The organism is Alicyclobacillus sp. ALC3, assembly GCF_028751195.1.
GTDB lineage: Bacteria > Bacillota > Bacilli > Alicyclobacillales > Alicyclobacillaceae > Alicyclobacillus_L.
Window position 1 is genome coordinate 3267881 of sequence record NZ_CP066784.1, and the last position, 26741, is coordinate 3294621.

Genomic DNA, 26741 nt, shown 5'->3' on the forward strand with positions numbered 1-26741 from the left:
CAGCGAGGGGAAGGCATCTGTCAAAGTAAACCGCCGGGGGGCGACGGAATTGGCGACGGAATTTTACTTGGTTCACGGCGCGAGAACTGCGTTCGGTAAATTTACAGGTGCATTTCGAGACGTCAGCGCGGTCGACCTAGCGGTAGTGGCGGCTCGCGCGGCCGTTGAGCGGTCAGGTGTTCAGGTAGCAGACGTAGACAACGTCGTGATTGGGAACGTTCACCAAAGCAGCGACCCGGAAGGTATCCTGACAGCGAGACACATCGGACTTAAATCTGGCACACGGGTTGAAGCGCCGGCAATTACCATCAATCGGGTCTGTGGGTCTGGCATGCAGTCTGTCGTGACTGCGGCGCTATCGATGGCTCATGGAGAGTCGGAGGTCGCCTTGGTTGGCGGTACCGAGAATATGACACAGGTGCCGTTCGTGATTCGCGGTGCGCGTACGGGACTTGGGCTTGGCTCCGGAAAGATGGATGACGTTCTCTGGGAAGCACTGCTGGATTCCTTCTGCGGGTTCACGATGGCGGGGACGGCAGAGAATGTTGGCAAGAAATACGGACTGACCCGAGACGAGGTCGATGAGTTCGGGGCTTTGAGCCACACGCGTGCACTCGCTGCGCAGGCGTCCGGAGTCTTCCAGGAAGAAATCGTGCCCGTTGAAGTGAAGACAAAGCAAGGTCTGAGCGTTGTGGACACGGACGAAATTCCGAGGCCAACGACCAAGGAGACACTGGCTAAACTGCCTGCGCGGTTCATCGAGGACGGCCTGGTGACGGCAGGGAATGCAAGCGGCCTTTGTGACGGTGCTGCGGTTGGCGTGCTGGTGACTGGTGAGTATGCACAGCGGCACAACTTGAAGCCGCTCGGCCGGTTGGTTTCGTGGGGGATAGCAGGCGTGGAACCGAGCTTGATGGGTCTCGGGCCTGTCGCTGCCATCCGCATGGCACTAGAGCGCGCTGGCATGACGCTGGGGCAGATGGACTTAATCGAGATTAACGAGGCGTTCGCTGCACAGTTCCTTGGCTGTCAACGGGAGCTCGATTTCCCAATCGAGGCTGCGAATGTCAATGGCGGCGCAATAGCGCTCGGACATCCGCTCGGGGCAAGTGGCATGCGGCTTACTTTGACGATGCTGTTGGAACTGCATCGCAGAGGCCAGAAGTACGGTGTGGCATCTCTCTGTATCGGAGGGGGGCAGGGCATTGCTACCGTCTGGGAAGCAGTATGAAGTAGGAGGAGCACTAGCAGGCACGGACTATCTGCGTACGGTATTTCAGGTGCTACAGGCAGCCACAGAAAGCGTTCCCGACAAAACCGCACTGGTGCAGGTAGAGCGAGGTATCCGCCTGACATACCGGGAGTTGTATGTGCGGGTTGCACATTTTGCAGCTGGGTTGAACGTGCTTGGCCTCGAGCAAGGGGATAAGCTGGTTGTCTGTCTGCCCAATTGGCCCGAGTTCGTCATTGCTCTCTATGCAGCTGCGCGAGTCGGCATCGTCGTGATTCCGGTGAATCCAAGATTGCGCCAGGGTGAGATCGAGTTCATCGTCCAAAACTCCGGAGCACGGGCTGCTGTTGTAGCGGATAAAAAGTCGGAATCCACTGGCATGTACGATATCTTTTGCTCCGTTCAGACATCTACTCCGGGGCTGGAGTACCTAATCCCGGTCGATCCCAGTGGTACATCCGATCATCCACATGCCTTTGAACGTGTGCTGGCACTTGGCGCAGCAGCGGGTGAAGTACCGCCAGCCACGGTTCAGCCGAATGACCTTGCAGCGATCGTCTATACCTCCGGTACGACGGGCGTACCGAAGGGTGCCAGGCTCAGGCACCAGAACCTCCTGTTTTCCGGAGATGCGATGAACCAGGCCTTGGAAAACAGTGAAAGAGACGTCATCCTGATTGTTGTGCCGGTTTGTCACGTGTTCGGGCTAGCTGTCTGCATCATGGCGGGCGCAACCAAATCGACAGCTGTGCTGATGGAGAGGTTTTCGCCAGAAACCGTCTTCCAGACCATTGAACGAGAAAGAGTGACGGTTCACCACGGGGTTTCCACGATGTTCGTACTAGAGTTGAACCACCCGGACCGTCGCAAATACGATTTGTCTTCGCTGCGAACAGGAATCGTTGCAGCCACTCCATGTCCGTACGAAATTGTTGAGAGAATTCGGACGGAGTTAGGTTTGAGCCCAATTTTGTCGTACGGGATGACGGAGACTTCGCCTGCACTGACAGCTTCCCATTTTGAAAACGAGGCTTGGGTGTACCAAACCGTCGGTCGTGTACTCCCTGGGGTGACACTGCGTGTCGTGAATGAGGTTGGAGACCCGGTACCGTATGGCGATGTTGGCGAACTTGTCTGTCAAACGCCCGGACTGATGGAGAACTATCACGAGAACGAGACAGCTACCCGGCGGGCAATTGATGAGCGAGGGTGGTTCCACACGGGAGACCTTGCGACGTTGAATGAAGCCGGGTATGTGACTATTGTCGGTCGGATCAAAGAAATGATTAATCGCGGCGGTCTCAAAATCTACCCACGTGAAGTGGAGGAGCGATTGTACGAGCATCCGGCAATCCAAGAGGTCGCGGTAGTCGGCGTCCCTGATCCGGTGCTTGGCGAACGTTCCTGCGCATGTATTACGTTGAAGCCGGGGGAATCAATCACTCCAGAAGAGGCACGTACCTATTGCCGTGAACATCTCGCAGATTACAAGGTTCCAGACTTTGTCGAAGTCATGGAAGCTCTCCCGCTGAACAGCAGCGGAAAGATCTACAAGCTCCAACTTGGGGAAATGATGCGGGAACGGCATCCTCCTGTCTACCACGTGTAATCAGGTCACTGAGGTTCAAGATGATTTGCGCAAAGAAAGGGAGGTTGGCATGTGGGTGAGCAACAGACGACACACCGCGAGGCACTTGTGATTGGCGCTGGGCCTGTAGGGATGACTGCAGCTTTGGCACTCCGCCACGCGGGAATTGAAGTGACGATTCTCGAGGCGGAATCGCAGGACCGCATACGCCCTGGAAGTCGCGCGATTTTCTTTCACAACGCCACACTGAGACTGCTCGAGGAAATTAGCCCAGGGCTCGGTTTTGCCTTTGCTGAAAAGGGCATTATTTGGGGTACAAAGCGCACTCTGTATCGAGGGAAAGAGGTTTACGTCCGCCACTATCCTGAGCCGGCTGCAGGAGGATTGCCGCACTTTACGAGTTTGCATCAGTCTGTCATTGAAGGCATTCTCTATCAAGCCTGCGTGGCGGCAGGCGTGGAGTTTGGGTGGAGTCAGTCAGTTGACTCACTCGCGACGTCGGCCACCGATGTAAGGGTTGTCACAGAAGGCGGGGACCAGTGGTCTGCGGAGTACGTCATTGGCGCTGATGGGGGACGGTCGGTCGTTCGCCGGGAGATTGGCGCGGAACTTGTGGGACCGCGGTCGCACGACACGTTTGTCGTGGTGGATTTAGAGGAAGACATGGAGAAGCCACTGCCGATTGAGCGCGTCTTCCACTACCAGCACCCCGCGATGGATGGACGAAATGTCCTGTACGTGCCGTTTCAGGGTGGCTGGCGGGTCGACTTGCAACTGCTTGCTGACGATGATGAAGAAACCTATGGCACTGTGAACGGAGTCAAACAGTGGTTGCCAAGAGTGATCGACAAGAAGTATGCCGACCGTATCTCATGGGTGTCAGCCTATCGGTTTCACCAAGCAGTTTCCAACACATTCACCGATGAACACCGGCGTGTATTACTCGCGGGTGAGGCCGCCCATCTGTTCGCGCCGTTTGGCGCTCGTGGATTTAACTCAGGCGTACCGGACGCTGTACTGGCTGCTCGCGCCATCGCGAGCGCGCGTAGCGCGGCGAGCCATGAAGAAGCCGTGCTGGCAGTGCTCGCGGCAGCGGAAGAACGTCAATTTGCTGCAGAGTACAACCGTGACTGTGCCGCGATCGCGTTAGAACACATACAAGGGAACTCCCCGGAGATGAGCGCCAAACGTGAGTTAGCGGCGTCACTTGCTTCGATTGTCCCTGGCCTTGGCAAGTGGTTGGATGAGGGACCGTATGGGCCAAAGGTAAATCATGCGCGCATGAGTACAAAGTACTGAATCGCGGGGCCTACCGGATGTGACAACGAAGGTGTGTTCCTCATTTCTGAGGAGAGTCAGCGCTAAACTTGCACGGAATAGTGCATTTAAGTTGACTAATTCTGAATATATAGTTGTTTTATCTGGATGCCACAGAAGAAAGCGGTTTCTGCGCCATTCTCAACCTTGGAGGGGGAAGGAAATGGGTACGAGGGTTGCAAAACGAACGTTTTGGCGGTACGAGAACTTCATTGTCACAAGCATGTTCTTTACGTACGGTTTTGTCATGATGGACCGACTCAGTATTGTTTACCTGTTTCCGTTCATCGCGCCAGCTCTGAAGATGAACGAAGCCGAAATTGGCCTCTCCGTATCGATTCTTTCCATCTGTTGGGCGATTTCTAGTTGGTTGTTCTCGAGCCTGTCAGACCTCTTAAATTCGAAGAAAAAGTTTTTTATTGCCATCGTTCTCGTCTTCTCGATCGCATCGTTTTCCACAGGGCTAGCCACGACGTTTGCGGCACTCCTTGTTGCCCGAGGTCTGATGGGCGCAGCAGAGGGACCTGTTGTCACACTGGCTCAAGCCGCAGTCATAGCCGATTCATCCCCACAGCGACGCGGATTTAACATGGGGTTCGTGCAGAGTTCCACCGCACTGCTCGGTTCAGTGGTCGCCCCTCTGTTGGTTGTGGCCATCGCACAGTCCGCAGGCTGGCATTACGCATTCTACGTACTGGCGATTCCTGGTATCGTGGTGGCTCTCATCTTGATGAAATTCATGAAGGAGCCGGTGTTGATTGGGGACGCCGCGAGTCATGTGCACGTTCGTCCGAAACCGGGCGACTATAAGGTTGTCTTCAAACATCGGAACATCTGGCTGGGCATGATAATTTCCATTGGCTTCATGAGTTGGTTGTTCGCATTCACGACCTTTGCGCCTACGTACTTTACGACTGTGGACAAGTTCACAAATACGCAGGTCTCGTACATCATGAGTGCAATGGGGATTGGCAGCTTTATTTGGGGTCTTGTCTTACCCTATCTGTCCGACCGGGTTGGGCGCAAGCCGATTATGATTATCTTTGGATTGATCGCGGCAGTCTCCCCAGTCCTAGTCGCTGTGTTGCATGTCAGCGTCGGGACATTCATGCTGCTAGCTTTCTTCCTTGCAGTCGCACAAGGTTATGCGCCCGTGTTCATGGCCATCATTCCGGCTGAGTCCATTCCGCGCGCCTTTGTGGCTACGGCGATGTCGCTCATTGTCATGGTCGGAGAACTGTTCGGCGGGACACTGGTTCCCACGCTCGCTGGTGTACTCGCGGATTCATATCACAGCCCATCCGCTCCATTCTGGATGGCTGCCGGGGGGTCGTTTCTGGTGTTCCTCGTTTCGTTCGGATTGAAGGAGACCGCGCCGATGAAACTCAGGAAACGGGGAATTACGCCCGAGCTGGAAGAAGTTCACGTGGTGAATGCCTGACCTTTACCTCGCGTTTTTGTGTGGCCGCTCGCTTCGGTGGGCGGCTTCGGTGTTGTAGGCTCGTGGTCACTACACAATGTATAATCAGGAAAATCGGGCAAGCACGAGCCGAACAACGAGGTGCGACATGCGCAATCTGAATGTGGAAGTCAATCGATCCGTTGAGCGGGCGGTTCTGGTGCTAAACGCCTTTGGATTTGACCAGTCGAGATTGACGATTGATGACGTCGTGAGCAAAACAGGTCTGCCCAAGACGACGGTGTACCGCATTTTGTGGACGTTAGAGCGAAACGGGCTAGTCCACTTCGACGAACGCTACGCGCATTACCGATTAGGCTTTAAACTGTTGGAGTACGGGGGCATCGTTCTGCAAAACCTGGACGTGCTTCGCGAAGCTGAACCATTCTTACTCGAACTTCACGACGAACTTGACTGCACTGTAATTTTGGCAGAGCGTCAGGCGGATACGTTGCAGTACCTCATACGTCTCGAAAGCGACGACGACTTCCAACCTCATTCTTATGTGGGCAAACGTCGCTTTTTACACTACGGAATCATTGGCAGAACCATTTTGGCACATCTCCCGGCGTCCGATGCGACGCAGGTGGTTGGGCGGTTTCCACTTGAGCAGAGCACCCCAGACACGATTGTCGAGGAGGACGCCTTTTACGCACAACTGCATGAAATTAGGATTCAAGGCTATGGCATTGACGTCGGAGGCACCTTCCACGGCTTCACAGGAATCGCCGTACCGCTGTTCGGTCCGACCCAAAAGGTGATTGGTGCAATCGGCTTGGCGGCGCCAAGTTACCGGTTCAACGAAACCGAGGTGCTAGACCGGACAGTCAGTCTAGCCCGTCAGGCTGCAAATCAAATTTCTCGTAGAATGGGCTACGTGAACAAAGATTAAACATGGCTCCTCTAGGCGACTCAAGGTTCATCGAGTGTAGGCAGCGTAACGCGGTCGGCAGGTGTGTTGTGTCAAGGCTTGTTTTTGCTTGATTCAGAAATCATTGACACTTACGATTAGGAATACAATAATATCGATAGCGAAAAGTGGATTGACAATCCATAGAGTGGATTAGGACGTGGGCAGAGTGCGGGACTCGGTGAATGAAAGGGTGTTGAAATGAGGCTGGCCCTGTACAACGACAATCAGTTAGGCGTCGTCGTAGGTGAGATGGTTGTGGAAGTAGGCAATGCAGTGAGGTGGGACAAGCACGACACTCCACGCTCATTTCGCCACTTGTTAGAAGGTTTTGTGGAATATCGAGCGGCGATTGAAACAGCTGCCTTGCAGGGACCCAAAGTGCGGTTGTCTGATGTTCAACTGTTACCTCCCGTTCCGTCACCCGGCAAAATTGTTGCGGCGCCTGTCAACTACATGTCGCACAAGTTGGAGATGAACCAGGACTTTACGGTGGAACGACTGGGTTTTTTTCTGAAAGCGCCATCCTCAATCATCGGGCCTGAAGGCACGGTGCGTTTGCCCTTTCAAGACCGTCGAACCGATCACGAGGGAGAACTTGCGTTTGTCATTGGGAAGCAAGCGAAAGACATTCCAGCCAGTCAGGCAAGTGAGTACATCTTCGGCTACTTCGGTCTGATGGACATCACTGTGCGTGGGCAGGAAGACCGCCCCATGCGCAAGTCGTACGACTCATTTACGCCAATCGGTCCGTGGATCGTCACGTCGGATGAAGTTGGCGACCCGCATACCCTGGACCTCCAGTTGTGGGTCAACGACGAGTTGCGCCAGTCTGCCAACACCTCAGAGCTGGTGGCGAACTGTTACCGCTTTTTCGAGATTGCATCGCATGTCATGACGCTCTACCCTGGCGACATTGTCACCACAGGCACACCAGAAGGGGTCGGACCCATCGTGCCTGGCGACCGAGTGCGGCTTCGCATAGATCGCATTGGCGAGTTTTCTGTAAACGTTGATTTGAAACGGTGACCACCGCAACTGCGGGCAGGGTCTGGCGACGACAGTCACAGGGAGCGTGGCGGGAGGGGGCAGGGCGATGGACAATCAGCACATGTTCGAGTTGACAATACCTCAAGTCGTAGACTTGGCAGCCGAGCGCTTTGGCGGCAGTGTGGCTGTGGTGGACGGTGATGTACGGCTGTCGTTTGAAGACGTGCGAGGTCTGTCTGTTCGATTGGCCAAGCACTTGTTGAAACTCGGGATTCGAAAGGGCGACCGGGTTGCCGTACAGCTCCCGAACAGTTGGCACTACCCGATATTGCATTTTGCACTCACTCGAATTGGTGCAATCCTGACCCCACTCAATTTAGCGTACAGGCAACAGGAACTGCGCTACATGCTGAAGCACAACGAAGTCAAGATGGTGGCTGTCGTGGCATCGTGGCACGGTGTCAACCACCTAGCTCTCGTGCAAGAGGTGCTAGCGGAAGTTGAAACCGTTAGGCATGTGGTGGTTTTGGGTGAGGTGCCAGTCAGTGAACAAGCCATCCGTTTAGAAAGCCTGTTGCGAGAAGAAGCGGATGGCGTGTCAGACGCACAACTCGCGGTTCAGGCGCCAGCCTTAGATGATCCGTTCGCGATCCTTTTTACCTCAGGGACTCAGTCCGACCCGAAAGCCACCGTGCACACATACCGCACGTTTGTGCCGGTGCATTTATATCAGGCGCGCGAGTATCGATTCTCGGCAGACGACGTGCTTCTGACGCTCGGCTCCTTTAACCACATGTTTTCTATTCCAATGATGTTCAGTGCTTTGCATACTGGGATTCGGCACATTATGCTGACTGCCTTTTCACCTGCAGCCTTTTTGGAAGTCGCTGCAGCAGAGGGAGTTACCGTGGGTCTCGGTGTGCCGGCGCAGTGGTTGGATATCCTTCGCGTGGCAAAAGACCAAGGCGTACAACAAGCACTTCGCCTCGTGGTGACGGGGGGTTCGAAGATTCCCCCGCATATGGTCCACAACCTCAGAGCTCAGTTCGGCTGCATGGTAGCGGCGCAATGGGGAATGACGGAAGTCTGCGCGGGTGCATATACGCGGCCCGACGATCCACCGGAGAAGTCGTGGGAAACCATTGGCCGAGCTTGTCCGGAAGGAGAAATGAAAGTCTTGAATGTCTTGTCCGAAGAAGCGGAGAGAGGGGAAGTTGGCGAACTCGCGTTTCGCGGTCCTTCGCTGTTTTGTGAGTACTACAAAAATGAAGCGGCAACAGCTTCAGCGTTTACGAAAGACGGCTTCTTTCTGACGGGAGACTTGGGCTGGATGGATGAACCGGGCTTTGTGCACTTCGTCGGCAGAGCCAAGGACACGATCAACCGCGGGGGACTGAAGATCTACGCGCTGGAGATCGAAGACATGCTGCTCGAACACCCCGCAATCCGGCAAGTCGCCATCGTCCGTATGCTGGACGAGCGACTCGGCGAGCGCGCCTGCGCTTTTGTCGAATTGACCGAGGGGAGCTCACTCACACTGGAACAGATGACAGAATTTCTAACAAGCAAGGGCATCGCCAAGTACAAGCTTCCGGAGCGTCTTGAAATTCGCAACGGGCTCCCGATGACGGCTTCCGGTAAAGTCCAAAAGGCCAAACTGATGGCGGAATTGGACGCTTCATAGCCAATCCCGAGCTTACAGTGTTCACACCTTGGCACCATCACTTTAAGGAGAGATGATGAATGGCAGGAATTAATCACGAAGCTGCATTGAGTGACTTTCATGCGTCGCTGCGCAAGGACTCGCTAGGACCGCTGTGGACAGACTTGCCGCACATGATTACTAGGGAGCCTGATCACGATGTAGAGCCGTACCTTTGGAAGTGGGAGACGATTCGAAACCACGTCCTGCGGGCGGGGGAACTGTTGAAACCTGGGAAAGACAGTGAGCGCCGCGTCGTCTACCTGCAGAACCCGAGTCTGTTGAAAAAAGGTCTCATCGGTTATGGGACGTATACACTCTACGCGGGGATTCAACTGCTGCAACCGGGCGAACAGGCGCCGCCGCACATTCATTCCCAAGGAGCGATTCGCCTCATCATTGAGGGCAAGGGCGCCTACACGTCGGTCAACGGTGAGAAAATCAACATGGACCCAGGAGACTTAGTGCTGACCCCGCCGTACACCTGGCACGAGCACGGCCATGAGGGGGCGGAGCCTGTGTTGTGGATGGACGGACTCGATGTCGGTTTGGTCAAGTCGTTTGCTGGGTCGTTCTTTCAACCGTACGATGGTGACTCGTACCCATTGACCAAACCAGCCAACTATTCGTCCTATCAGTTTTCTGCACCGGGTTTGATGCCTGTCGATGAAAACGCGCAACCAGGGTACCCATCGCCTCTGCTCAACTACCGGTGGGTCGATACAGAGCGGGCGCTCGGGACGATGGCGCAAGGGTCGCCGGATGTTGTGAAACTGAACCCACACGACGGCTACGCGGTGAAGTACGTCAACCCGACAACAGGCGGGCCGGCGGATGCCCGAATCGGCTCGATGATGCAAAAGATTCCGGCGGGCATCCATTTGCAGGCTCATCGGCATGTGCACAGCGCGATTTACCATGTGGTCAGGGGCACAGGGTACACGGTGATTGACGGGAAGAAGTTTGAGTGGAGTCAAGGTGACTTTTTCATTCTGCCGCCATGGACTTGGCATGAGCACGTCAACACCGGGGATACAGAAGCCTTTCTCTTCTCGATCGACGACACGCACGTGTTGCAGGTGCTAGGATTGGAGAGACAGGAAGCGTACACCGACAACGGTGGATACCAGGAAGTTACATCGATTTTCCATCCGTAACAAAAAGTACTGTTAGTATGCCTGTCTGAGCACTGTCGCGGACTGCTGTAGCTTACGTAAAATTGGCTGTCTATTACCCTCGCCGCCCGAGTCCGAATCTTGTAAAATAGAGTATAGAGAATGAAAGTGTGAGTCGGGTATAGGGGATGTTCCTTGTGGAAAGTCCAATCGTGAAGGCTGACTCCTTAGCTGAACAAGTGTATCGCTACCTGCGTCACGAGATTCTCACGGCGGGCTTCGCTCCTGGCTCGAAACTTGTGGAGAGTCAGTTAGCGAAGGATTTTCAGATCAGCCGCAGTCCGCTCAGGGAGGCGATTCGGCGGCTTGAACAAGAGGGACTGTTGGTGACGGCCCACGGTGTGACGCACTTGTTTGAACCCACACAACAGGACTTCGAAGACCTCTATGAACTGCGCATGGCTCTGGAGCCGTTGGCGGCAGGTTTGGCAGTGCGGCACATGGCTGACGAAGACTTTGTGCAGATGCGGACGTTGTTGGAGCGGACTGAACTGTACTTGGAAGCAGACCAAGTGGACGCGTTTGTCGAAAGCAATGCTGCGTTTCACGATATGATTGTGCAGGCTTCGAACAACCAACGGTTGATTCGAGCGATGGCTGAGGTGTCCTCGCTGGCTCGCTATTATCGCTATATCTGCTTCAAACTTTACCGCCGCCAAGTGGATTCGGCTGAGCAGCACTGGCGTGTTTACCGTGCACTTGTAGCACGAGATGAGGAATTAGCGCGAGACGAAATGTACAATCACCTCGCAGCTGATTTGGCTTACATTCACTCGACTGCATACCTGATGACTGTCAGGTGAACCTACGGACACGTGCGGGCTAGTCCGTCGGTGCGTCAAGCTTCCGTTCTCAATATGCTGCAACACTCTGAGGCAGCCAGAGGCATTCTGTAACTGCGGCTCTCAGATTGATTTGATGTTCTCGATTTCTTCCTCAGTTAACTTTTCATCCCTCAAAGGAACCGCATCTCGCACGCCAATCTTGCGCATCTCCTGAAACGAGGCAGAGCGCAGCTACATACATGTCGATGTTCGGTGAGGCAGCAGACTTCACGCTTCCACAAACATCCGGCTTCGGGTACCCTACAAAAAGGTGTTCCCGCTGAGAAAGTTGAGAGATAAGCCGAAGGAGGGAATAAATGGAGGCCACGTACAACTCGCTGTTTTTGGTGACCATTGTCGCGTTGCTCAGCCCGTGGCTCTCCACGCGCATGCTCCGGGGGCTCGTGCCGGCCATCGTGATCGAAATTTTACTCGGCATATTGATTGGGCCGAACGGATTTCACGTGGCGCAGTCCACCAAGTACGTGGGATTCATGGCGAACTTCGGGTTCTCCTACCTGATGTTTTTGTCTGGATTGGAATTGGACTTCGATCTCATCTTCGAGCGTACTCCTGGAAGCGGGAGACCAGCTTGGCTTCGTGGTCTCGCCTTCTTTGTCACCACAACAGTTGTCTCGTATGCCATCGCGTTTATTTTGGTTGCTGTCGGGTGGGATCAGCATCCCTTTGTCATTGGGCTCGTCCTCAGTACAACATCGACAGGCATTCTATTGCCGGCGCTCAAGGAAAGGGGCTGGGTGAGCGACCCGTTTGGGCAACAACTGATGGTGTTTGGCCTGATTGCCGACATGATTACACTCCTAGCTATCACAGCGTATGTCGCGCTTCATACCCATGGCAACGGCTTCAGTGTGCTACTCGTGATGGTCTTGTTGATGATCTTTGTCGTGCTCTACCGGTTACTGCGCTTCGTCGCGAACACTCGTGGCTTTCGCACCATTGAGAACGCCACCAGCGAAATGGGGTTGCGCGGAGCATTCGCTCTGATTCTGTTGTTTTTGGCGCTGTCGGAGACGCTCGGCACGGAAGTAATCGTCGGCGCGTTCCTGGCGGGGGCCATCATCTCCCTGTTGTCAGAGCGGCACTCCCAACTCACTGCCAAGCTGAACTCCATCGGCTATGGGTTCCTGTTGCCGATCTTCTTTGTCAACGTCGGCATGCAGTTTAATGTGAAGTCCCTCGATGTCAAGCCTGTGTTTTGGATCACGATGGCCGTTATGCTCATCACCATGTTTCTCAACAAAGTGCTTCCAGCACTGTATTTCTTACGCGGTTACCCTGTTCGCCAGCGGTTCGCAGGCGGTATGCTGCTCAGTTCACGACTCAGCCTGATCATCGCAGCGAGCCAAATCGCTGCACAAATTGGTGCATTGAGTCGACCGACGGCAAACGGGTTGGTGCTACTGGCAATTGTCTCGAGTCTTGTTTCCCCCGCAGCGTTCAACCGACTCATCCGGGGTTTCAAACCGGTGCAACCGACGTCGGCTCCGGCTACGGAGATTACTCTGGACACGAGCACGCTGCCGGAAGGTTGGGTGATTGGCAGTGTCGAGGTGCGTTCACGCAACTTCGACAACATTCCAATGCGAGCGCTGCGCCTCCCACAAGACGTGCTGTTTGTCTCGATTATCCGCGGCGACGAGCGGATTATCCCCCGTGGCCACACGACGTTGGAGCAGTTCGACGTGGTTCAAGTGATGGGCGACCCCGAGTCAATCTACCATATTCGCACACAGCTTGAAGGGTAGCCTTCGCGATTGACGAGTTCGACGGTCTGCTCCAGCGGACGAGGTCGCTGGCGCGGCTGTCGAATGAAGGCGATTTTGAACCACAAGAACCTAAAGACACGGCACCCGGCCATTGCTCACTTCACACAGCTTTGCGTTGGGTCGCCGTCCCGTCGTATGCAAATTCGACCGCGTGGCCGTTCAAGACGGTTCGCAGGGCGACAGGCCGGCCCCACAGTCGATGGACCATGGGCAAGGTTCGCTCGATGTACTTCACGTCAAGTTCCTGACCTTCATAGGCGTGTGAGATGAGCAAGCGCCCTGACGGCTCAGCTTCCGCGCTCGCATGCAGCACTGGGAAGCCTGCGTTGGTTCTCTGCTGAACCAACAGCTCTCGAATGACCATGGCGTCTCGCTCGATCACGACCCACTCGGACCCTTTTCTTCCGTACACGTACAGGTCGCATTCGTCGACAATGTCTTGATTCAAGTAGTTGCGCAAGAAGCTTACGTCCGAATCACACTCGCGCACTTCAAACAGTTTGTCTCTGCCGTACCTTCGCTCGATGTCCTGCCAGATGGCAAGCCCGACGTTGTATGGGTTGAGGCTGAAACGGTTCGGCTGTGCGACGCTCGCAGTCAACTGCGCGAAGTCGACGGCATCTTGCCCAGACAGGTCGCGCACCTGCATGAGTCTTGTGTGCCAGTACGTCGCCCAGCCTTCGTTCATGACCTTGGTTTCGAGTTGGGGCCAAAAGTACAGCATCTCCTCGCGCACGGTTGCGACGATGTCGCGTTCCCAGTCCTCTAGCTGTGGGCTATGGTGAATGATGAAGCCGAGCAGGTCCTTGAAAACTGCACCGTCTTCATTCGGCCTGCGACCAAGGATGGACGCGTCCACATGTTCTTGGACAGCTAGCGCTGCGTCAAGGACCTCTTCGACACGGTCGATCCCGAACGACTCCTCGTACTTGCGGATGCGTTCTGCGGCTGCTGCCATCGAGTCGACCATGTTGCGATTTGTGTATTGAAACCTGCAGTTGTGTCGAAAAAAGTCACTGTGGCCGAGAACATGCGCGACAATCATCTCGTTTTGCAACACCGTGTTGCCCTCGAGCAGAAAGGCGTAGCACGGGTCGCTGTTGACCACCAGTTCATAGATGCGGGACACGCCGAGGTCAAAGTCTAGTTTTTGTCGGTAGTATTGCTTGCCAAAGCTCCAGTGGCTGTAACGCGTCGGCATACCGAAGCCGGCAATTGTATAGACGACGTCAGCTGGGCAAATTTCGTAGCGCATATCAAAGAAGTCCAGGCCCATCGCCCGCGCTTCTCGCTCCATCCACTCGATTGTCTGCTCAAGACGCTCATAATCGCGTGGCTTCATGCACGGTGCACCTCCTCCTCATTCGGGTGGAAGAACAAGCGCAGAGCTTTCAGGACGTCTCTGTGGTCCGCTGCAGTGGTCCATCGAACCTGCGGAACATTTAGGCTCGCAATTGTGCGGGACAGCGTCGTAATCCGGTTGTACGGATTGACTTCCAAGTAGGCGATGAGCGAAGACACGGGGCTGAGTTCCTGCACTAAGGCACCTGTGGTCTCGTTGTCAGACCACATGTTATCGCCATCACCGACGTAGACGAGATAGATATTCCACAGGTCAGGTGGGTAGGACGTTTGAATGACAGCTTTGGCCGTGTCAAAGGCTGCAGAACACCTTGTGCCGCCACTTTCCCTGGTTCGGTAAAACGCGTCTTTGCTAGTCTCGTACGCCTCGGTGTGGTGCACAATATAGCGCATGTCGACGTGGGCGTACTGCTTCTCTAGAAACTTCTCCATCCAGAAGAAGAACGTCCGGGCTGTGTACTTTTCCGCCATTCCCATGCTCCCAGAGACGTCCATCATCGCCATCACGACGGCTCCGACGTCCGGGATGACGGTGTCTTGCCACGTTTTGAAGCGCAGGTCGTCCTCTGTGATGTGAAAGGCTTTGTGCGTGCTCTGCGAACGGCGCAAAGCCTCCATAAAAGTGCGCTTGCGGTCAATGTTTGCGCGTATGCCCTTACTTCGGATGTCCGTGAAGTCGATCGAATCGGCTACCACTGGATTGGGCTGTGGCTTATCTTTCAAGTTTGGCAGCCGGAGGTCGGCAAACAACGCCTCCTCGACTTCGTCGAGAGTGACTTCCGCTTCCAACGCCTGTCCGCCTGGCTCATCCCCAGCGGCATTCCCTGTCACACCAGTACCTGGAGCCGCTCGCCCAATCGTCTGGCCATTACTGCCCGCCCCTTGACCGACGTGCTGCTGCTTTCCGTAGTCGTAGCGAAAGTGCGGTTCATCCAACTGCTGTACGGGAACGCGGATGGTACGTCGCCCATTGGACAGGATGAGGTCCTCTTGTGAGATAATGTCCGCGAGGTTATCGCGGAGTGACTGCTTGACCTTCTCGCGGTGTCTGGCCTGTGCGCGTTGTCCACGTCGGTCGAGCGACCAGTCGTCCTGGATGAGAAATCCCACGTGGCTCCCCCCTTGCGTCAGTGTTTTGAGCCCGAAGGTGTTCGAACCCTTGTTCCCACATGCCTGCTTCAGCGGTTTAAGAGGCTGCCGACGTACTTGAGTACTTCGTTCGCGCACACGGAACAGTACCCGTGCTTGTCCACAAGCGTTTCATGAACTTGATTGATGCGCTTCAGCTGGTCTGGGTCAGGCGTTTTGGCGTTTGTCGTGATTTTCACGATGTCTTTCAAGTCATTGAACAGCTTGCGTTCGATTGCCTCTTTCAGCCGGTCGTGAGAGTTGTAGGTGAAGGTCTTGCCACGGCGCGCATAGGAAGAGATGCGGATTAAAATCTCCTCGCGAAACTGAGTCTTGGCGTTGTCGCTGACGCCAATTTGCTCCTCGATTGAGCGCATCAACGCCTCGTCCGGGTCTAGTTCTTCGTCTGTGATGGGGTCTTTCAACTTTTGCTTGTTGCAATAGGCTTCTACGTTGTCGAGGTAGTTGTTGAACACCGCTTGCGCCGACTCTTCGTACGAGTAGACAAACGCCTTTTGGACTTCCTTTTTTACTACCTCGTCGTACTCTTGACGGGCAACCGCAATGAAATTGAGGAGGTTCTCCTTGTCCTCGTGCGATATGCTGGCGTGCTGGTTCAGACCGTCCTTGAGTGACCGCAGGATGTCGAGCGCGTTGATACAAGGTGCGTCACTGCGAACAAGAGCGGACGATATTCGGTTGATCACGTAGCGCGGGTCAATTCCGTCCATTCCCTCGACAGGGTGTTCGCTATGCAGTTCCTTGACGTCGATCTCGCTGCCTTCCACAGTCTGTCCGTCGTACAGTTTGAGCTTCTTCATCAAGTCCGCTTTGGTGGACTCCTTTAACCGTGAGAGAACTGAGAAGGTGGCGGCCGTGCGCAGGCCGTGTGGCGCTAGGTGGACGTTTCGCAAGTCGCTTTGTCGAATTAACTTCCCGTAGATTTTGACCTCGTCAGACACATGCAGTGTGTACGGGATTGGCATGACAACCATGCGCGAGTGGAGCGCCTCGTTCTTCTTGTTCGAGATGAACGCCTGGTACTCTGTCTCGTTTGTGTGGGCGATGACCAGTTCGTCGGCGCTGATGAGGGCGAACCGACCGGCCTTGAAGTTGCCTTCTTGCGTCAAGCTCAGGAGGTGGTAGAGGAACTTGCTGTCGACTTTCAGCATCTCCTGCATTTCCAAAATCCCGCGGTTCGCCTTGTTCAGTTCGCCGTCGAAGCGAAAGGCGCGTGGATCGGACTCAGCACCGTACTCTGCGATCGTCGAGAAGTCGATGCTGCCAGTCAGGTCCGCGATGTCCTGAGACTTTGGGTCAGACGGACTGAACGTTCCAATGCCTATACGTTTACCTTCACTGATCAACACCCGCTCCACTGGCATCCGCAGAATGTCGCCGCCAAAGTCCTCTTCCAAGCGCAACTGACACACCGGACAAAGGTCCCCTTCGATGTGCACCCCTAGTTCGGTTTCCATCTGACTGCGCAGCCGGTTGGGGATGAGGTGGAGGGGCTCTTCGTGCATCGGGCACCCCAGAATCCCGTAAAGTGCGCCTCGCTCGGTTCGACTATAGGCCTCGAGGCCGCGCTTCAGGAGCGTCACGAGCGAGGACTTTCCGCCACTCACGGGGCCCATCAAGAGCAGAATTCGCTTGCGGACATCGAGTCTCCGTGCTGCGGAGTGAAAGTACTCCTCTACCAGTCGCTCCAGTGGTTCGCTGACGCCAAACACTTCGTCTTCGAAGAAACAGTACACCTTGTGTCCGTCTACTTCACGCACTCCGGCAGCGGCAATCATGTCATAGACGCGGGCGTGTGCTGTGTGTGCGACGGACGGGTTTCTTTCCACCATGCCCAAGTACTGTTCGAACGTACCTTCCCAACGCAGTGAATCCTCGTGCTCTTGAAACTCTCTCAACCGCAGCGCTAAACTCACCGTCAGTCTCCCCCTCGACAGGCGCTCATCCAGCGGGCGCGAAGTAAAATGCTTGCTTACTATTCATTGTCACACTTTTCCGTGATATTAAACGTAGGGTGAGAAGGTTTGTTGTACGGTGGGAGAAGAAGATACAGGTCTTGAGAGACGAAGATCATCACAAAGAACAGTCAGTATATTAAAAATTGTGATATATATTATATGAAGGGATCGACTAGAAATCGGTTACATCAGAATGAGGAAGGGTGGAGTGGGATGTTTGACCCAGTGTCTTTGAGCTACCAGTACATTCAAGGCGAATGGCGAGATGGGCGCAGCGAAACGGCGTACGAGGACTTAAATCCCTACAACGATGAAGTCATCACCACAATTCGACTGGCTTCCAGAGAGGACATCGACGAAGCCTACCAAGTGGCCGCGGCGGCTCAGGAGGCCTGGGCGGCAGTCAACCCATACGAGCGAGGCGCAATTATCGAGAAGGCCGCACAGATTCTCCAGGACAATCGGCAGGCAATCTGCGACATCATTGTCGCAGAGACCGGCGGTTCCTTCCTAAAAGCGAACATTGAAGTCGACATTGCGATTGGGATGGTGCGTGAAGCTGCAAAGGTGCCGCTGCAAATGTACGGCAGCATTCGCCCTTCAATGATTCCGGGCAAAGAAAACCGCATCTACCGCATCCCGATTGGCGTCGTCGGAGTCATCAGTCCGTTTAACTTCCCGCTCAATCTCTCGATTCGCTCGGTGGCACCGGCTCTTGCCGCCGGCAACGGTGTGGTGCTCAAGCCCGACATGCAGACGTTTATGTCTGGTGGCACCATCATCGCCAAGGTGTTTGAACTGGCTGGCGTCCCAAAAGGTGTGCTCAACGTCGTCGTCCCCGACATCGCCGAGGTGGGCGATGCCTTTGTGGAACACCCGATTGCCGGGCTCATCTCGTTTACCGGGTCATCGGCGGTTGGCCGTCACATCGGCGAAATCTGCGGTCGGCACTTGAAACGCACAGCGCTTGAACTCGGCGGTAACAACGTCATGATTGTGCTGGAGGACGCGGACATCGATGCCGCAGTAAGCGCAGCTGCGTTCGGGAAGTTCATGCACCAGGGGCAAATCTGCATGTGTCTGAACCGGATCCTTGTCCATGAGTCAATCCACGACCAGTTCGTCGAACGGTTCGTCGAACACGCAAAGGGAATTCGCGCGGGGAATCCAGCGGACCCAAGTGTGAACATTGGCCCGCTGATCAACCAGAAGCAGGTTGACAAGGTACGTCGGTTCATCGAGTCGGCTGTAGCGGAAGGTGCGCACCTTGCGCTCGAAGGATCGATCGAGGGCAAGGTGGTATCACCGTACGTGTTTACCGACGTGAAAAACGACATGACTATCTGCCAAAACGAGGTGTTTGGCCCCGTCGCGTCGATTATCTCTTTCTCCGATGTGGAGGAAGCCATCGCGTTCGCCAATCAGTCCGAAGGCGGTCTCAGCGGCTCAATCTTCACGGGCGCGACGGAGCGAGGAGTTCAAGTGGCGCAGCGCATCCACACTGGGATGATTCACATCAACGACCAGAGCATCAACGACGAACCGATTATCGCCTTTGGCGGCGAGAAGGCGTCAGGCATCGGCCGCTTTGGCGGCGAGTGGACACTCCAAGAGTTCACAACAGTGAAGTGGATCTCAGTGCAAAGCGAGTACCGCGCCTTCCCCTTTTAACGAATAACGCGTTTCAGTAACGTGCTAGGCGCTCGGCGAGCGGTGCTGGACGACGGGCAGTTCGGTTAGGTTGCTGGCCGTCGCCAGCATCAGATCGCGAAGCAGGCGCCCGGCTAGGTTCGTCGTCAAAATGCCGTTGCCTACGTAACCGTAGGCGCCAGCCTTTTGATTCGACTCGGCGAGCGCCCGCCAAGGCCCAGCGCTGTCCATCGACTCAACCCCAGCTAGTCCGCTCGACGCCATTGTACTTCGGCGCTTGATGCCCGGATACAATAGAGCGAACTCAAGTTTGGGGGGACGTTCGTGAAGCGACTGAAACCCGAAAAACTACACGTCCGGTTCACTTCGCCCGCTACACCAGAAGGACCACTGTTTCCACGCAAATACACCCTGACTCACTCCGACAGAACAGGTGACTTGTACCTTACGGTTGGCACAGACTTCGACCGAAAACAAATCAGTGGCTGGTACGCACGGTTGCTGCGAGATGAAGCGCTTGGCGAGTGGCTGACGGACCGGAAAGGACACACGCTGCACATCTACGTTCATGTCAGCGGAGGCATCGCCATCGGAACAGCTAGATGGCGAAGCGGCATCCTGCACAGAGAGATGCCGCTAGTTCTTGAAGCCATCCGCTACGCGGAACAGCACTTGGTTGAGTTGTTTCCAAGACTTGATTCGGCGCCTGTCACAGTGCACTTCCAGTCAAACTTCAAGAAGTACAACACCGTCGAAGCGTGGGGCTCCTTTGGCGACTACCGTCCTTAGCGATGACTCGCAGTCGCACCTGGCCAAAACGAGACACGGCCGAGAATCGCCGTGATGGCCGGAACGACGAACGGGCGCACGATGAAGGTGTCGAGCAGGACGCCGATGGCGGTGATGATGCCGAACTGAACGAGAATTTGAATCGGCAGACTCGACAGAACCGCAAATGTACCGGCAAGAATTAAGCCAGCCGAGGTAATCACGCCGCTCGTCCGGCTAACGCCTTCACTGATGGCTTGGCGTAGCGGCATTCGCCAGCGCTCCTGCCAAATCCGCGAGACCATGAAGATGTTGTAGTCCTCGCCGAGTGCGACTAGGAACACAAACGCGTAGAGCGGGATGGACCCCTGAATCGCAGTGGCGCCCATCAGGTAATGCAGCACAACCCAGCCAGTGCCAAGCGCAGAGAAGTACGACAGCAGCACCGTCGCCATGAGGTAGACCATCGCGACGACGGAGCGCAAGTAAAGTAGCAGTAAGACCGCAATCATCGCGATCACAATCGGGATCACGACGTGGGTGTCGCGGCTGGTCAACAGCTTTGTGTCCAACTGCGTCGCCGTTTCACCGGCGACCCAGACGTGACTGGCGGGGGATGCGACACCGCTTTGTGACAACGTCTGCTCAACCGCAGTTCGGATTTTCGGAATGTCGGCCATCGCTGCATTCGAATACGGGTCGGTGTTCAAGGTCACTTGAAGTTCCGAGACACCAGCCGAGACCTTGCTCTCTGTGGGCGCCGATACGGATGCCACAATCGGCAGTGTCTTGAGCTTGGACTTCACCGCGGATGCGCTGCCTTTGTCCATGATGACCTGTACTGGCGCCAAAGTGCCCTGTGAGAAGTGGTCAGCGAGTAGCGTGTAGCCTTGCCGAGACGGCATGTTTTTCGGGAATGAGGACAGAAGATTGTACGTCGTTTTAATCTGCGTCGAGAACACAGCTAAAACAGCCAGAACAACGACGCTGACAGTGAGCACCGTCCACGGCCGGACAGATACCACTCGGCCGACAAAGCGACTAAAACGCCCTGGTTCACCCGTTTTACGCGGTTGCGTCCGCTTCGCACCGCGCTTTGCCCGACGCTCCTCCCACATTGCTTCAGTCCGCGGGATGAATGGGAAGAACGACGCGCGCCCGAGTATGGCGAGAAGCGCTGGCAACAGTGTGACGCCGGCAAGCGCCATCACGAAAATGGCGACGCTGAACGGAACTGCAAAGCGGTGTTCGGAGCCGACGCGGGCAAACAAGAGCGTAAACAGGGAGAGTACCACCGTAAGGCCGCTCATGGCGATGGCGCCCGCCGCGCCGCCGACGGCCTCGCGAATCGCGACGAACTTATCCTTTACTTCGTACAGCCGCTCGCGGTAGCGTGCGACGAGAAACAGACAGTAGTCGGTGCCGGCGCCAAACAAGAGTACGGTCATGATCGAGACGCCTTGAGCATCGACTGTGATGACTCCGGACTTCGCTAGCAGACCGAGTAGCGGGCTGATGACTCCGTAGGCGAACCCGACTGCGACGAGCGGTACAAACGCGAGAATTGGAGATCGGTAGAGGAGGATGAGCAGGACGAGAACGAGCATTGTCGTCGCTGCAAGCAGCGCAAAGTCTGCGTTCTTGAACAGCCCTTGCGCATCCACTGCAATCCCGACCGGTCCCGTAATGCGCGCGTGGAGACCGGATGACGTGACGGATGGGTCGTGAAACGGGTTGGCCCCGACAGCAGACGAAATGCGCTGCTCCATGGCCGTCACGGACGACTGGAGTTCTGTCGTCGAAGCGCTGCCCTTGAAACTGACAGGTAAGACGAAAGTGGTCCCGTCTTTGGACTCAAAGCCCTTCAGAGCGACTGGGGGTAGGTTGTACACCGGCGGGATTGACATCTGGCCGGGGACTGGGTGTTGGTCGAGCGACTTGGCTGCCAACTGGATGTCGTGTAAGTCTGTCGCACTGAGGCCCGCCTTGTTGTACCAGACGACGAGCGCGGGCGTGCCGCTGTTCGTGGGGAACGCGTGCTTCAGCTTGCTTGCTGCGACAACCGACGGACTATTGTTTGGCAGGTTCGCTGCTGCGTTGTTTTCTTCTTTACTCACAGCGGGTGCGAGGACGGATAGGACCGCGACGACGATTACCCACAGGACAAGCGTGATAAACCGCGTCTTTGGGCCTGCGACAATGCGACCCCACTTTGCAAACAACGACGAATTTTCCACGGACGAATTCCTTCCTCTCTAGGCGCGGCGCAAAGTGCGCGTAGCGGTGTAGACGGCAAACCCCAAAGTGATGCAGGCGAGGATTGCAATGGCGAGAGCCCCTTCAAGGAGCGGTCGCGTACTCCAACCTGTCTCAAGCACAGCACGCATCGCGTTAAACACGTACGTTGTTGGGTTAATGTGTGCAGCGATGCGCATCCAGTGCGCGTGGATCAGCGAGATCGGCACGAACGTATCGCTCAAGAACAAAAGCGGGAAGAAGATGAACGTTGCCGCTTGAGCAGCTTGACCGTTTTTCGACCGCAGCGCTGAAGCCACAGAGTAGCCGGCAAACGCCAGTCCCCAACCCGCAGCGTAAATGACCACGACAACTAGGCCGGCAAATCCGGTTGGGACGTGGAGACCCATTAGCCAGCCGACGAACAGAATCAGGATGGTTTGAACAACGAGCTGCAGCATTCCCGCAATCATGGGGGCGAGCACGAGCGCTGTGCGGGAAACAGGCGTCAGCCGGAGTTTTGTGAAGTAGCGGGTCTCGAGGTCTCTGACCAGTGCTTGACCGGAACTGCCAGCCCCACCTACCGCGCCTGACACGACGGCAACGGGCAGGATGAAGTTCAGGTAACTTGCGCCGTGAAAACTCGGCATTGCCGCAATGCCACTGAGACCGCCCTGGTAGACAAACAGGAAGAACAAACTGATGACCAAGTTCGGGATGACCGCAAAGGGCACGCGCACTGTGACGCGCAGCGCCCGTCCAGTCAAGACAAAGACGTCGCGCAAGAAGTTTGCTGAGTATGGCTGTGTTGACGTCACGGTGAAGTCACCGCCTTCTCTTTGCCTTCCTGCGATGGGTGTTGGCCGTGTCCTGTCAATTCTAGAAAGACGTCGTCGAGCGTCGGGGGTGTAACCTTCAAAGACGCCAACGCGATGTTTTTCTCCTGCAGGCGATTCATCAGTGAGCCAATCTCGTTCGCACCGTGCGGCACGATGAGTCGTACAACACCACGGTCGACAGTTAGGTCCTTGTAATGTGGTTGTAGCAGCGACACGACTTCAGCTATAGCGCTGGGGGACTCGGGCTCGACCTCAATCACGTCACGCTTCATTATTCGCTTGAGGCCCGCGGGTGTATCTTCGGCAATGATTTCGCCGTGGTTGATGATCGCGATTTGGTCGCACAGCGCGTCGGCCTCTTCGAGGTACTGCGTCGTCAAAAAAATGGTCGTTTGGGACTCTCGGCCAATTTCTCGCAATAGGGACCAGAGGCTCATTCGGTTCATTGGATCAAGTCCCGTCGTCGGTTCGTCCAAAAACAAGATGGACGGTCTGTGCACGAGTGCAAGTGCCAAATCCAGACGTCGACGCATGCCCCCCGAATAGGTCCTCACGCGCTTGTTCGCGACTTCACTGAGTCCAAACTGAGCAAGTAGTTCTGTGGCGCGGACCCTTGCCGCTTGGCGGTTCATTCCGAACAAGCGAGCCTGTAAGGTCAACAGTTCCCAGCCAGTCAGGAGCGGATCAACCCCTGTGTCTTGCAGTGCCACCCCAATTTGAAAGCGAATCTTGGTGTGGTCGCGGTTTACATCGTACCCCGCAACCGTGGCGCTTCCGGACGTTGGCAGCATGAGCGTGGTGAGAATTTGGATGAGCGTACTTTTCCCGGCGCCGTTTGGTCCGAGGAAGCCAAAAAGCTGGCCCCATCCCACATGCATCGAAATTCCCCGCAGCGCGTACGCACCTCCGTATGATTTTTTTAGGTCGGTTACTTCCACGGCCCACGGAGACTGCATTGGTGAAACCTCCCCTCTGTAATTGAACGTCATCTTAATTATATATACCATATAGTTAATTAAGTCTAGAGAGAACTTGGGTTGATCCAGATGTGTTACACTTAAGAGGAGTCCTTCCGCCAAAGCGCATCGGTGGACGCTTTTATGAGGTGAATTAAATGCCAGAAGTCCGTGAACACAGAAAACCAGGACGGCCACCCTTGTCGAGCGTGTCAGTGCCGACACCAGACCGAATCCTCGACGCTGCCGCTAAACTTTTCTCGGAATCCGGCTATGACGGGGTCAGCATGGAACAGGTCGCGGACGACTGCGACGTGACGAAGGCTGTGGTCTACTACCACTTTCAATCAAAAGCCAACTTATTTACTATGACGATGATTCGCTTGATGGAGACAATCCGCCAGCGCACGCTCGAAATTTTGACGCGCGAGGATTCTCTTTACGAACGGTTGTTGCTCATCGCCAAGATTCGCCTGCGCATTGACACGCCGCTCGACTTTATCAATATCATGCGCGGTGGACTGACCGGTATCACGGAAGAGCAGATTCAGTCGATGCGCGAGGCGGAGGAGAGGCTGTTTCAGACGCTTGCGCAGTCGTTTGAGACGTCTACGGCGACAGGGGAAATTCGCAAAGTTGACCCCGCGTTGGCCGCTCGCGTGTATATGGCGCTGTTAATGGTTGGGATGAACGAACACACCTCAGCGTCAGGGGAGCGACCGGACTCTGACCAGCGCGCTGAACAGTTGCTAGAGATGATGTGGGTTGGTGTGGGATTACAGAAGTAACTGCAGAGCAGGTGAGAACCCTGGACTGCCGCTGTTGTTGTCTGATCACTCGGTTCACGTGTGTCTCGAGCTTACCCGTGTGATGAACCAGCAAACACCTTTGCTAGTCCGAACGCCGCTGCAGCTGCGACACCTCCGACGACTGCTGTCTGAACGGCACTCTTCCAAGGATTCACGCCAGTGAAACGCCCCTTGACGAAGCCGAAAATGAACAGCGCGACGACCGTGATCACTACGGATGCGCTCAATGCTTCGTTTGCGCGGTGCAGAAAGATGTATGGAGACAATGGAATGACGCCGCCTACAACGTACGATAGCCCGATGGTGATAGAACTGTTGCGGGCCCGCGTTGGGTTTGGCTCCTCCAAACCGAGCTCGAACTTCATCATGAAGTCAACCCACTTTTTCCGATCACGGCTAATCGCGTCCACAGTGGACGCAACGCTTTCGTCAGGCACTCCCCAAGAACGCAGAACTTCCGAAACTTCTTCCTTTTCCCTCTCTGGGACTTCTTCAACTTCCCGTTCTTCTCTCGCTAGTTCCGAGAAGTAGTGCTCGCGGTCGGTGTGTGCGGCTAAATACCCACCTAGTCCCATAGCGATACAGCCCGCAGCGATTTCCGCCATGCCCGCAATGACGACCAGGCTGGTTTGGGACAGTGTGCCAGAGAGGCCGGCGGCGAGTGCGAATGGGACGGTGAGTCCGTCAGACATGCCTATGACAACATCGCGAATGAACTCGGACCCGGTGAAGTGGTGCTCTCTGTGCTCCATCTGTCTCGGCCTCCAAGTAAGGGTATTCGATGTGATCGTGCCCCCCAAAATGAAAGCTTACTCAACATAAATTGGTAATGGCGAAGTGGAGGCCATGAGACAGACTAAAATTGACTAAGAGAGGGGTGTTTGTGTGCGATACGGCAGACCTTTCGCACCCCTCACACTTTGACCGCGGACGTAATCAGCCGCAAAAGCGAGTAGAATGGGACTGAGGTGAGCAAAACGAACTAAAGGTTGGTGAGGGATATTATATTGCGAGCCATCTTCCTATTCATTTTGGCTGGGGTGAGCGAAATCGGCGGCGGGTACCTCATTTGGCAGTGGTTGAAGAATGAGAAACCGCTGTGGGTGGGGATTGTTGGCGCCGCCATTATGATTCTCTATGGTGTCATTGCTACACGTCAAGAATTTTCCTTTGGCAAGACCTACGCCGCATACGGCGGTATATTCATCGTCATGGCGGTCCTTTGGGGATGGTTGATTGACAAACGGCTCCCCGACTGGAGCGAATGGCTAGGTGCAGGCATTTGTCTTGTCGGTGTCTTTGTCATGTTGCTGAAACGGTGACCCTCCTACATTGCTTTTCCTCCTCTTTTACGCATTTTGATTCCAAGGTAAACGCCGATGAGAACGACCACTGCAATCATCGCGGGGACCAAGTACTGATGCAGCACTTGATGGTATCGAGACCATTCAATTCCGATATACTCACCAACGATGATGAAGGCGCTAGCCCAGACGACAGCGCTGACAGCATTATAAGTGGCAAATACCGCAAAGGGCATCTTGTTTATACCGGCCAAGTAGGGAATTAAGACGCGAATTCCGGCAATGAACTTTCCGAACAATACGACCGGGTTACGGTATTTTCCAAATGTCGCATTGGCTCGGTCCAAGCGTTCGTTGGTGATACCGATGTACTTGCCAAAGCGCACTATTACAGGTCGACCAAGAAAACGTCCGATTCCGTATGCGATAGTTGAGCCTAAAATGTTACCGAGACTTGCCGATAGCAGCAAGGGGGTCAGTCTAAAGACGCCCCGTGTCCACTCAATGCCGGAAATCGTCAGCGTTGTCTCCGCAGGAAACGGAATCCCGAGGTTCTCCATGAAGAGCATGAAGAACACACCAATGTAACCGTACTGCTGAATCACGTTCTGTATATGAAACTGCACAGCGTGCCTCCTTCGGTTAACAACCCTGCTTTACCAAGGATGTCCAAGAAGGTGAACTTCCACAACAACAATTCCTCCCTGAATCGATGGAACGGTAGA

Annotated in this window: 23 protein-coding genes; 14 read left to right on the plus strand and 9 right to left on the minus strand. The window is 55.2% G+C overall.

What is annotated here, in order from left to right; all coding sequences use genetic code 11:
• Positions 1-49 precede the first annotated feature (49 nt).
• The 10 genes from JC200_RS14990 to JC200_RS15035 all read left to right on the plus strand — a co-directional run bounded on the left by JC200_RS14990 (position 50) and on the right by JC200_RS15035 (position 12965).
• Positions 50-1231 carry an acetyl-CoA C-acyltransferase gene (locus JC200_RS14990; RefSeq protein WP_274432487.1) on the plus strand — a complete coding sequence of 394 codons (1182 nt, stop codon included), beginning with the start codon at positions 50-52 and terminating at the stop codon, positions 1229-1231.
• Positions 1206-2840 carry a class I adenylate-forming enzyme family protein gene (locus JC200_RS14995; protein ID WP_274432488.1) on the plus strand — a complete coding sequence of 545 codons (1635 nt, stop codon included), beginning with the start codon at positions 1206-1208 and terminating at the stop codon, positions 2838-2840. The genes JC200_RS14990 and JC200_RS14995 overlap by 26 nt, the downstream gene beginning before the upstream one ends.
• A gap of 51 nt (positions 2841-2891) precedes the next feature.
• Positions 2892-4118 carry an FAD-dependent monooxygenase gene (locus JC200_RS15000; protein ID WP_274432489.1) on the plus strand — a complete coding sequence of 409 codons (1227 nt, stop codon included), beginning with the start codon at positions 2892-2894 and terminating at the stop codon, positions 4116-4118.
• Between the two features lie 181 nt (positions 4119-4299).
• Positions 4300-5577, plus strand: a complete 1278-nt coding sequence (locus JC200_RS15005; RefSeq protein WP_274432490.1) for an MFS transporter — start codon at positions 4300-4302, stop codon at positions 5575-5577.
• 127 nt (positions 5578-5704) lie between these two features.
• Positions 5705-6487 carry an IclR family transcriptional regulator gene (locus JC200_RS15010; protein ID WP_274432491.1) on the plus strand — a complete coding sequence of 261 codons (783 nt, stop codon included), beginning with the start codon at positions 5705-5707 and terminating at the stop codon, positions 6485-6487.
• Between the two features lie 219 nt (positions 6488-6706).
• Positions 6707-7534, plus strand: a complete 828-nt coding sequence (locus tag JC200_RS15015; protein WP_274432492.1) for a fumarylacetoacetate hydrolase family protein — start codon at positions 6707-6709, stop codon at positions 7532-7534.
• 67 nt (positions 7535-7601) lie between these two features.
• Positions 7602-9179 carry an AMP-binding protein gene (locus JC200_RS15020; RefSeq protein ID WP_274432493.1) on the plus strand — a complete coding sequence of 526 codons (1578 nt, stop codon included), beginning with the start codon at positions 7602-7604 and terminating at the stop codon, positions 9177-9179.
• Between the two features lie 59 nt (positions 9180-9238).
• Positions 9239-10354, plus strand: coding sequence for a cupin domain-containing protein (locus tag JC200_RS15025; protein WP_274432494.1), 1116 nt, complete (start codon positions 9239-9241; stop codon positions 10352-10354).
• A gap of 155 nt (positions 10355-10509) precedes the next feature.
• Positions 10510-11175, plus strand: a complete 666-nt coding sequence (locus JC200_RS15030) for a GntR family transcriptional regulator (RefSeq protein WP_274432495.1) — start codon at positions 10510-10512, stop codon at positions 11173-11175.
• A 338-nt stretch (positions 11176-11513) separates the two neighbouring features.
• Entirely contained in the window at positions 11514-12965 is a 1452-nt protein-coding gene (locus JC200_RS15035) for a cation:proton antiporter (RefSeq protein WP_274432497.1), read from the plus strand.
• 121 nt (positions 12966-13086) lie between these two features.
• Here the strand turns inward: JC200_RS15035 and JC200_RS15040 are convergent, their stop codons facing one another.
• From JC200_RS15040 to JC200_RS15050, 3 genes are all read right to left on the minus strand, one after another.
• On the minus strand, positions 13087-14328 hold the full coding sequence (locus JC200_RS15040; protein WP_274432498.1) for a SpoVR family protein: 1242 nt from the start codon (positions 14326-14328) through the stop codon (positions 13087-13089).
• Complete coding sequence (locus JC200_RS15045) at positions 14325-15458, minus strand: YeaH/YhbH family protein (protein ID WP_274432500.1); 1134 nt, start codon at positions 15456-15458, stop codon at positions 14325-14327. Before JC200_RS15045 ends, JC200_RS15040 begins: the two co-directional genes overlap by 4 nt.
• Positions 15459-15526: 68 nt before the next feature.
• A complete protein-coding gene (locus JC200_RS15050; protein WP_274432501.1) occupies positions 15527-17413 on the minus strand; it encodes a PrkA family serine protein kinase in 1887 nt (628 codons plus the stop codon).
• A 255-nt stretch (positions 17414-17668) separates the two neighbouring features.
• Here JC200_RS15050 and JC200_RS15055 point away from each other — a divergent pair, with 255 nt between their 5' ends.
• On the plus strand, positions 17669-19126 hold the full coding sequence (locus JC200_RS15055; protein WP_274432502.1) for an aldehyde dehydrogenase family protein: 1458 nt from the start codon (positions 17669-17671) through the stop codon (positions 19124-19126).
• A gap of 24 nt (positions 19127-19150) precedes the next feature.
• On the opposite strand, the gene JC200_RS15060 is transcribed toward JC200_RS15055, so the two are convergent.
• Positions 19151-19336, minus strand: a complete 186-nt coding sequence (locus tag JC200_RS15060) for a hypothetical protein (protein WP_274432503.1) — start codon at positions 19334-19336, stop codon at positions 19151-19153.
• Between the two features lie 93 nt (positions 19337-19429).
• On the opposite strand from JC200_RS15060, the gene JC200_RS15065 reads away from it, so the two are divergent.
• Positions 19430-19894: a staygreen family protein gene (locus tag JC200_RS15065; protein WP_274432504.1), complete on the plus strand. Its 465-nt coding sequence runs from the start codon at positions 19430-19432 to the stop codon at positions 19892-19894.
• Here JC200_RS15065 and JC200_RS15070 read toward each other — a convergent pair.
• Genes JC200_RS15070 through JC200_RS15080 form a run of 3 tightly spaced genes read right to left on the minus strand, consistent with a single transcriptional unit; the run spans position 19891 to position 23903 of the window.
• On the minus strand, positions 19891-22110 hold the full coding sequence (locus tag JC200_RS15070) for an MMPL family transporter (RefSeq protein ID WP_274432505.1): 2220 nt from the start codon (positions 22108-22110) through the stop codon (positions 19891-19893). The two genes, JC200_RS15065 and JC200_RS15070, sit on opposite strands and share 4 nt — an antisense overlap.
• 18 nt (positions 22111-22128) lie before the next feature.
• Positions 22129-22926: an ABC transporter permease gene (locus tag JC200_RS15075; protein ID WP_274432506.1), complete on the minus strand. Its 798-nt coding sequence runs from the start codon at positions 22924-22926 to the stop codon at positions 22129-22131.
• Positions 22923-23903: an ATP-binding cassette domain-containing protein gene (locus JC200_RS15080; protein ID WP_274432507.1), complete on the minus strand. Its 981-nt coding sequence runs from the start codon at positions 23901-23903 to the stop codon at positions 22923-22925. The genes JC200_RS15075 and JC200_RS15080 overlap by 4 nt, the downstream gene beginning before the upstream one ends.
• Before the next feature lie 158 nt (positions 23904-24061).
• Here JC200_RS15080 and JC200_RS15085 point away from each other — a divergent pair, with 158 nt between their 5' ends.
• Positions 24062-24691 (plus strand): TetR/AcrR family transcriptional regulator, encoded by a 630-nt coding sequence (locus tag JC200_RS15085; protein ID WP_274432508.1) that lies wholly within the window; start codon positions 24062-24064, stop codon positions 24689-24691.
• Between the two features lie 71 nt (positions 24692-24762).
• On the opposite strand, the gene JC200_RS15090 is transcribed toward JC200_RS15085, so the two are convergent.
• Positions 24763-25464 carry a VIT1/CCC1 transporter family protein gene (locus tag JC200_RS15090; protein ID WP_274432509.1) on the minus strand — a complete coding sequence of 234 codons (702 nt, stop codon included), beginning with the start codon at positions 25462-25464 and terminating at the stop codon, positions 24763-24765.
• Between the two features lie 252 nt (positions 25465-25716).
• Here JC200_RS15090 and JC200_RS15095 point away from each other — a divergent pair, with 252 nt between their 5' ends.
• Positions 25717-26034 carry a YnfA family protein gene (locus JC200_RS15095; protein ID WP_274436565.1) on the plus strand — a complete coding sequence of 106 codons (318 nt, stop codon included), beginning with the start codon at positions 25717-25719 and terminating at the stop codon, positions 26032-26034.
• Between the two features lie 5 nt (positions 26035-26039).
• Here the strand turns inward: JC200_RS15095 and JC200_RS15100 are convergent, their stop codons facing one another.
• Complete coding sequence (locus JC200_RS15100; protein ID WP_274432510.1) at positions 26040-26642, minus strand: DedA family protein; 603 nt, start codon at positions 26640-26642, stop codon at positions 26040-26042.
• Between the last annotated feature and the right edge of the window lie 99 nt (positions 26643-26741).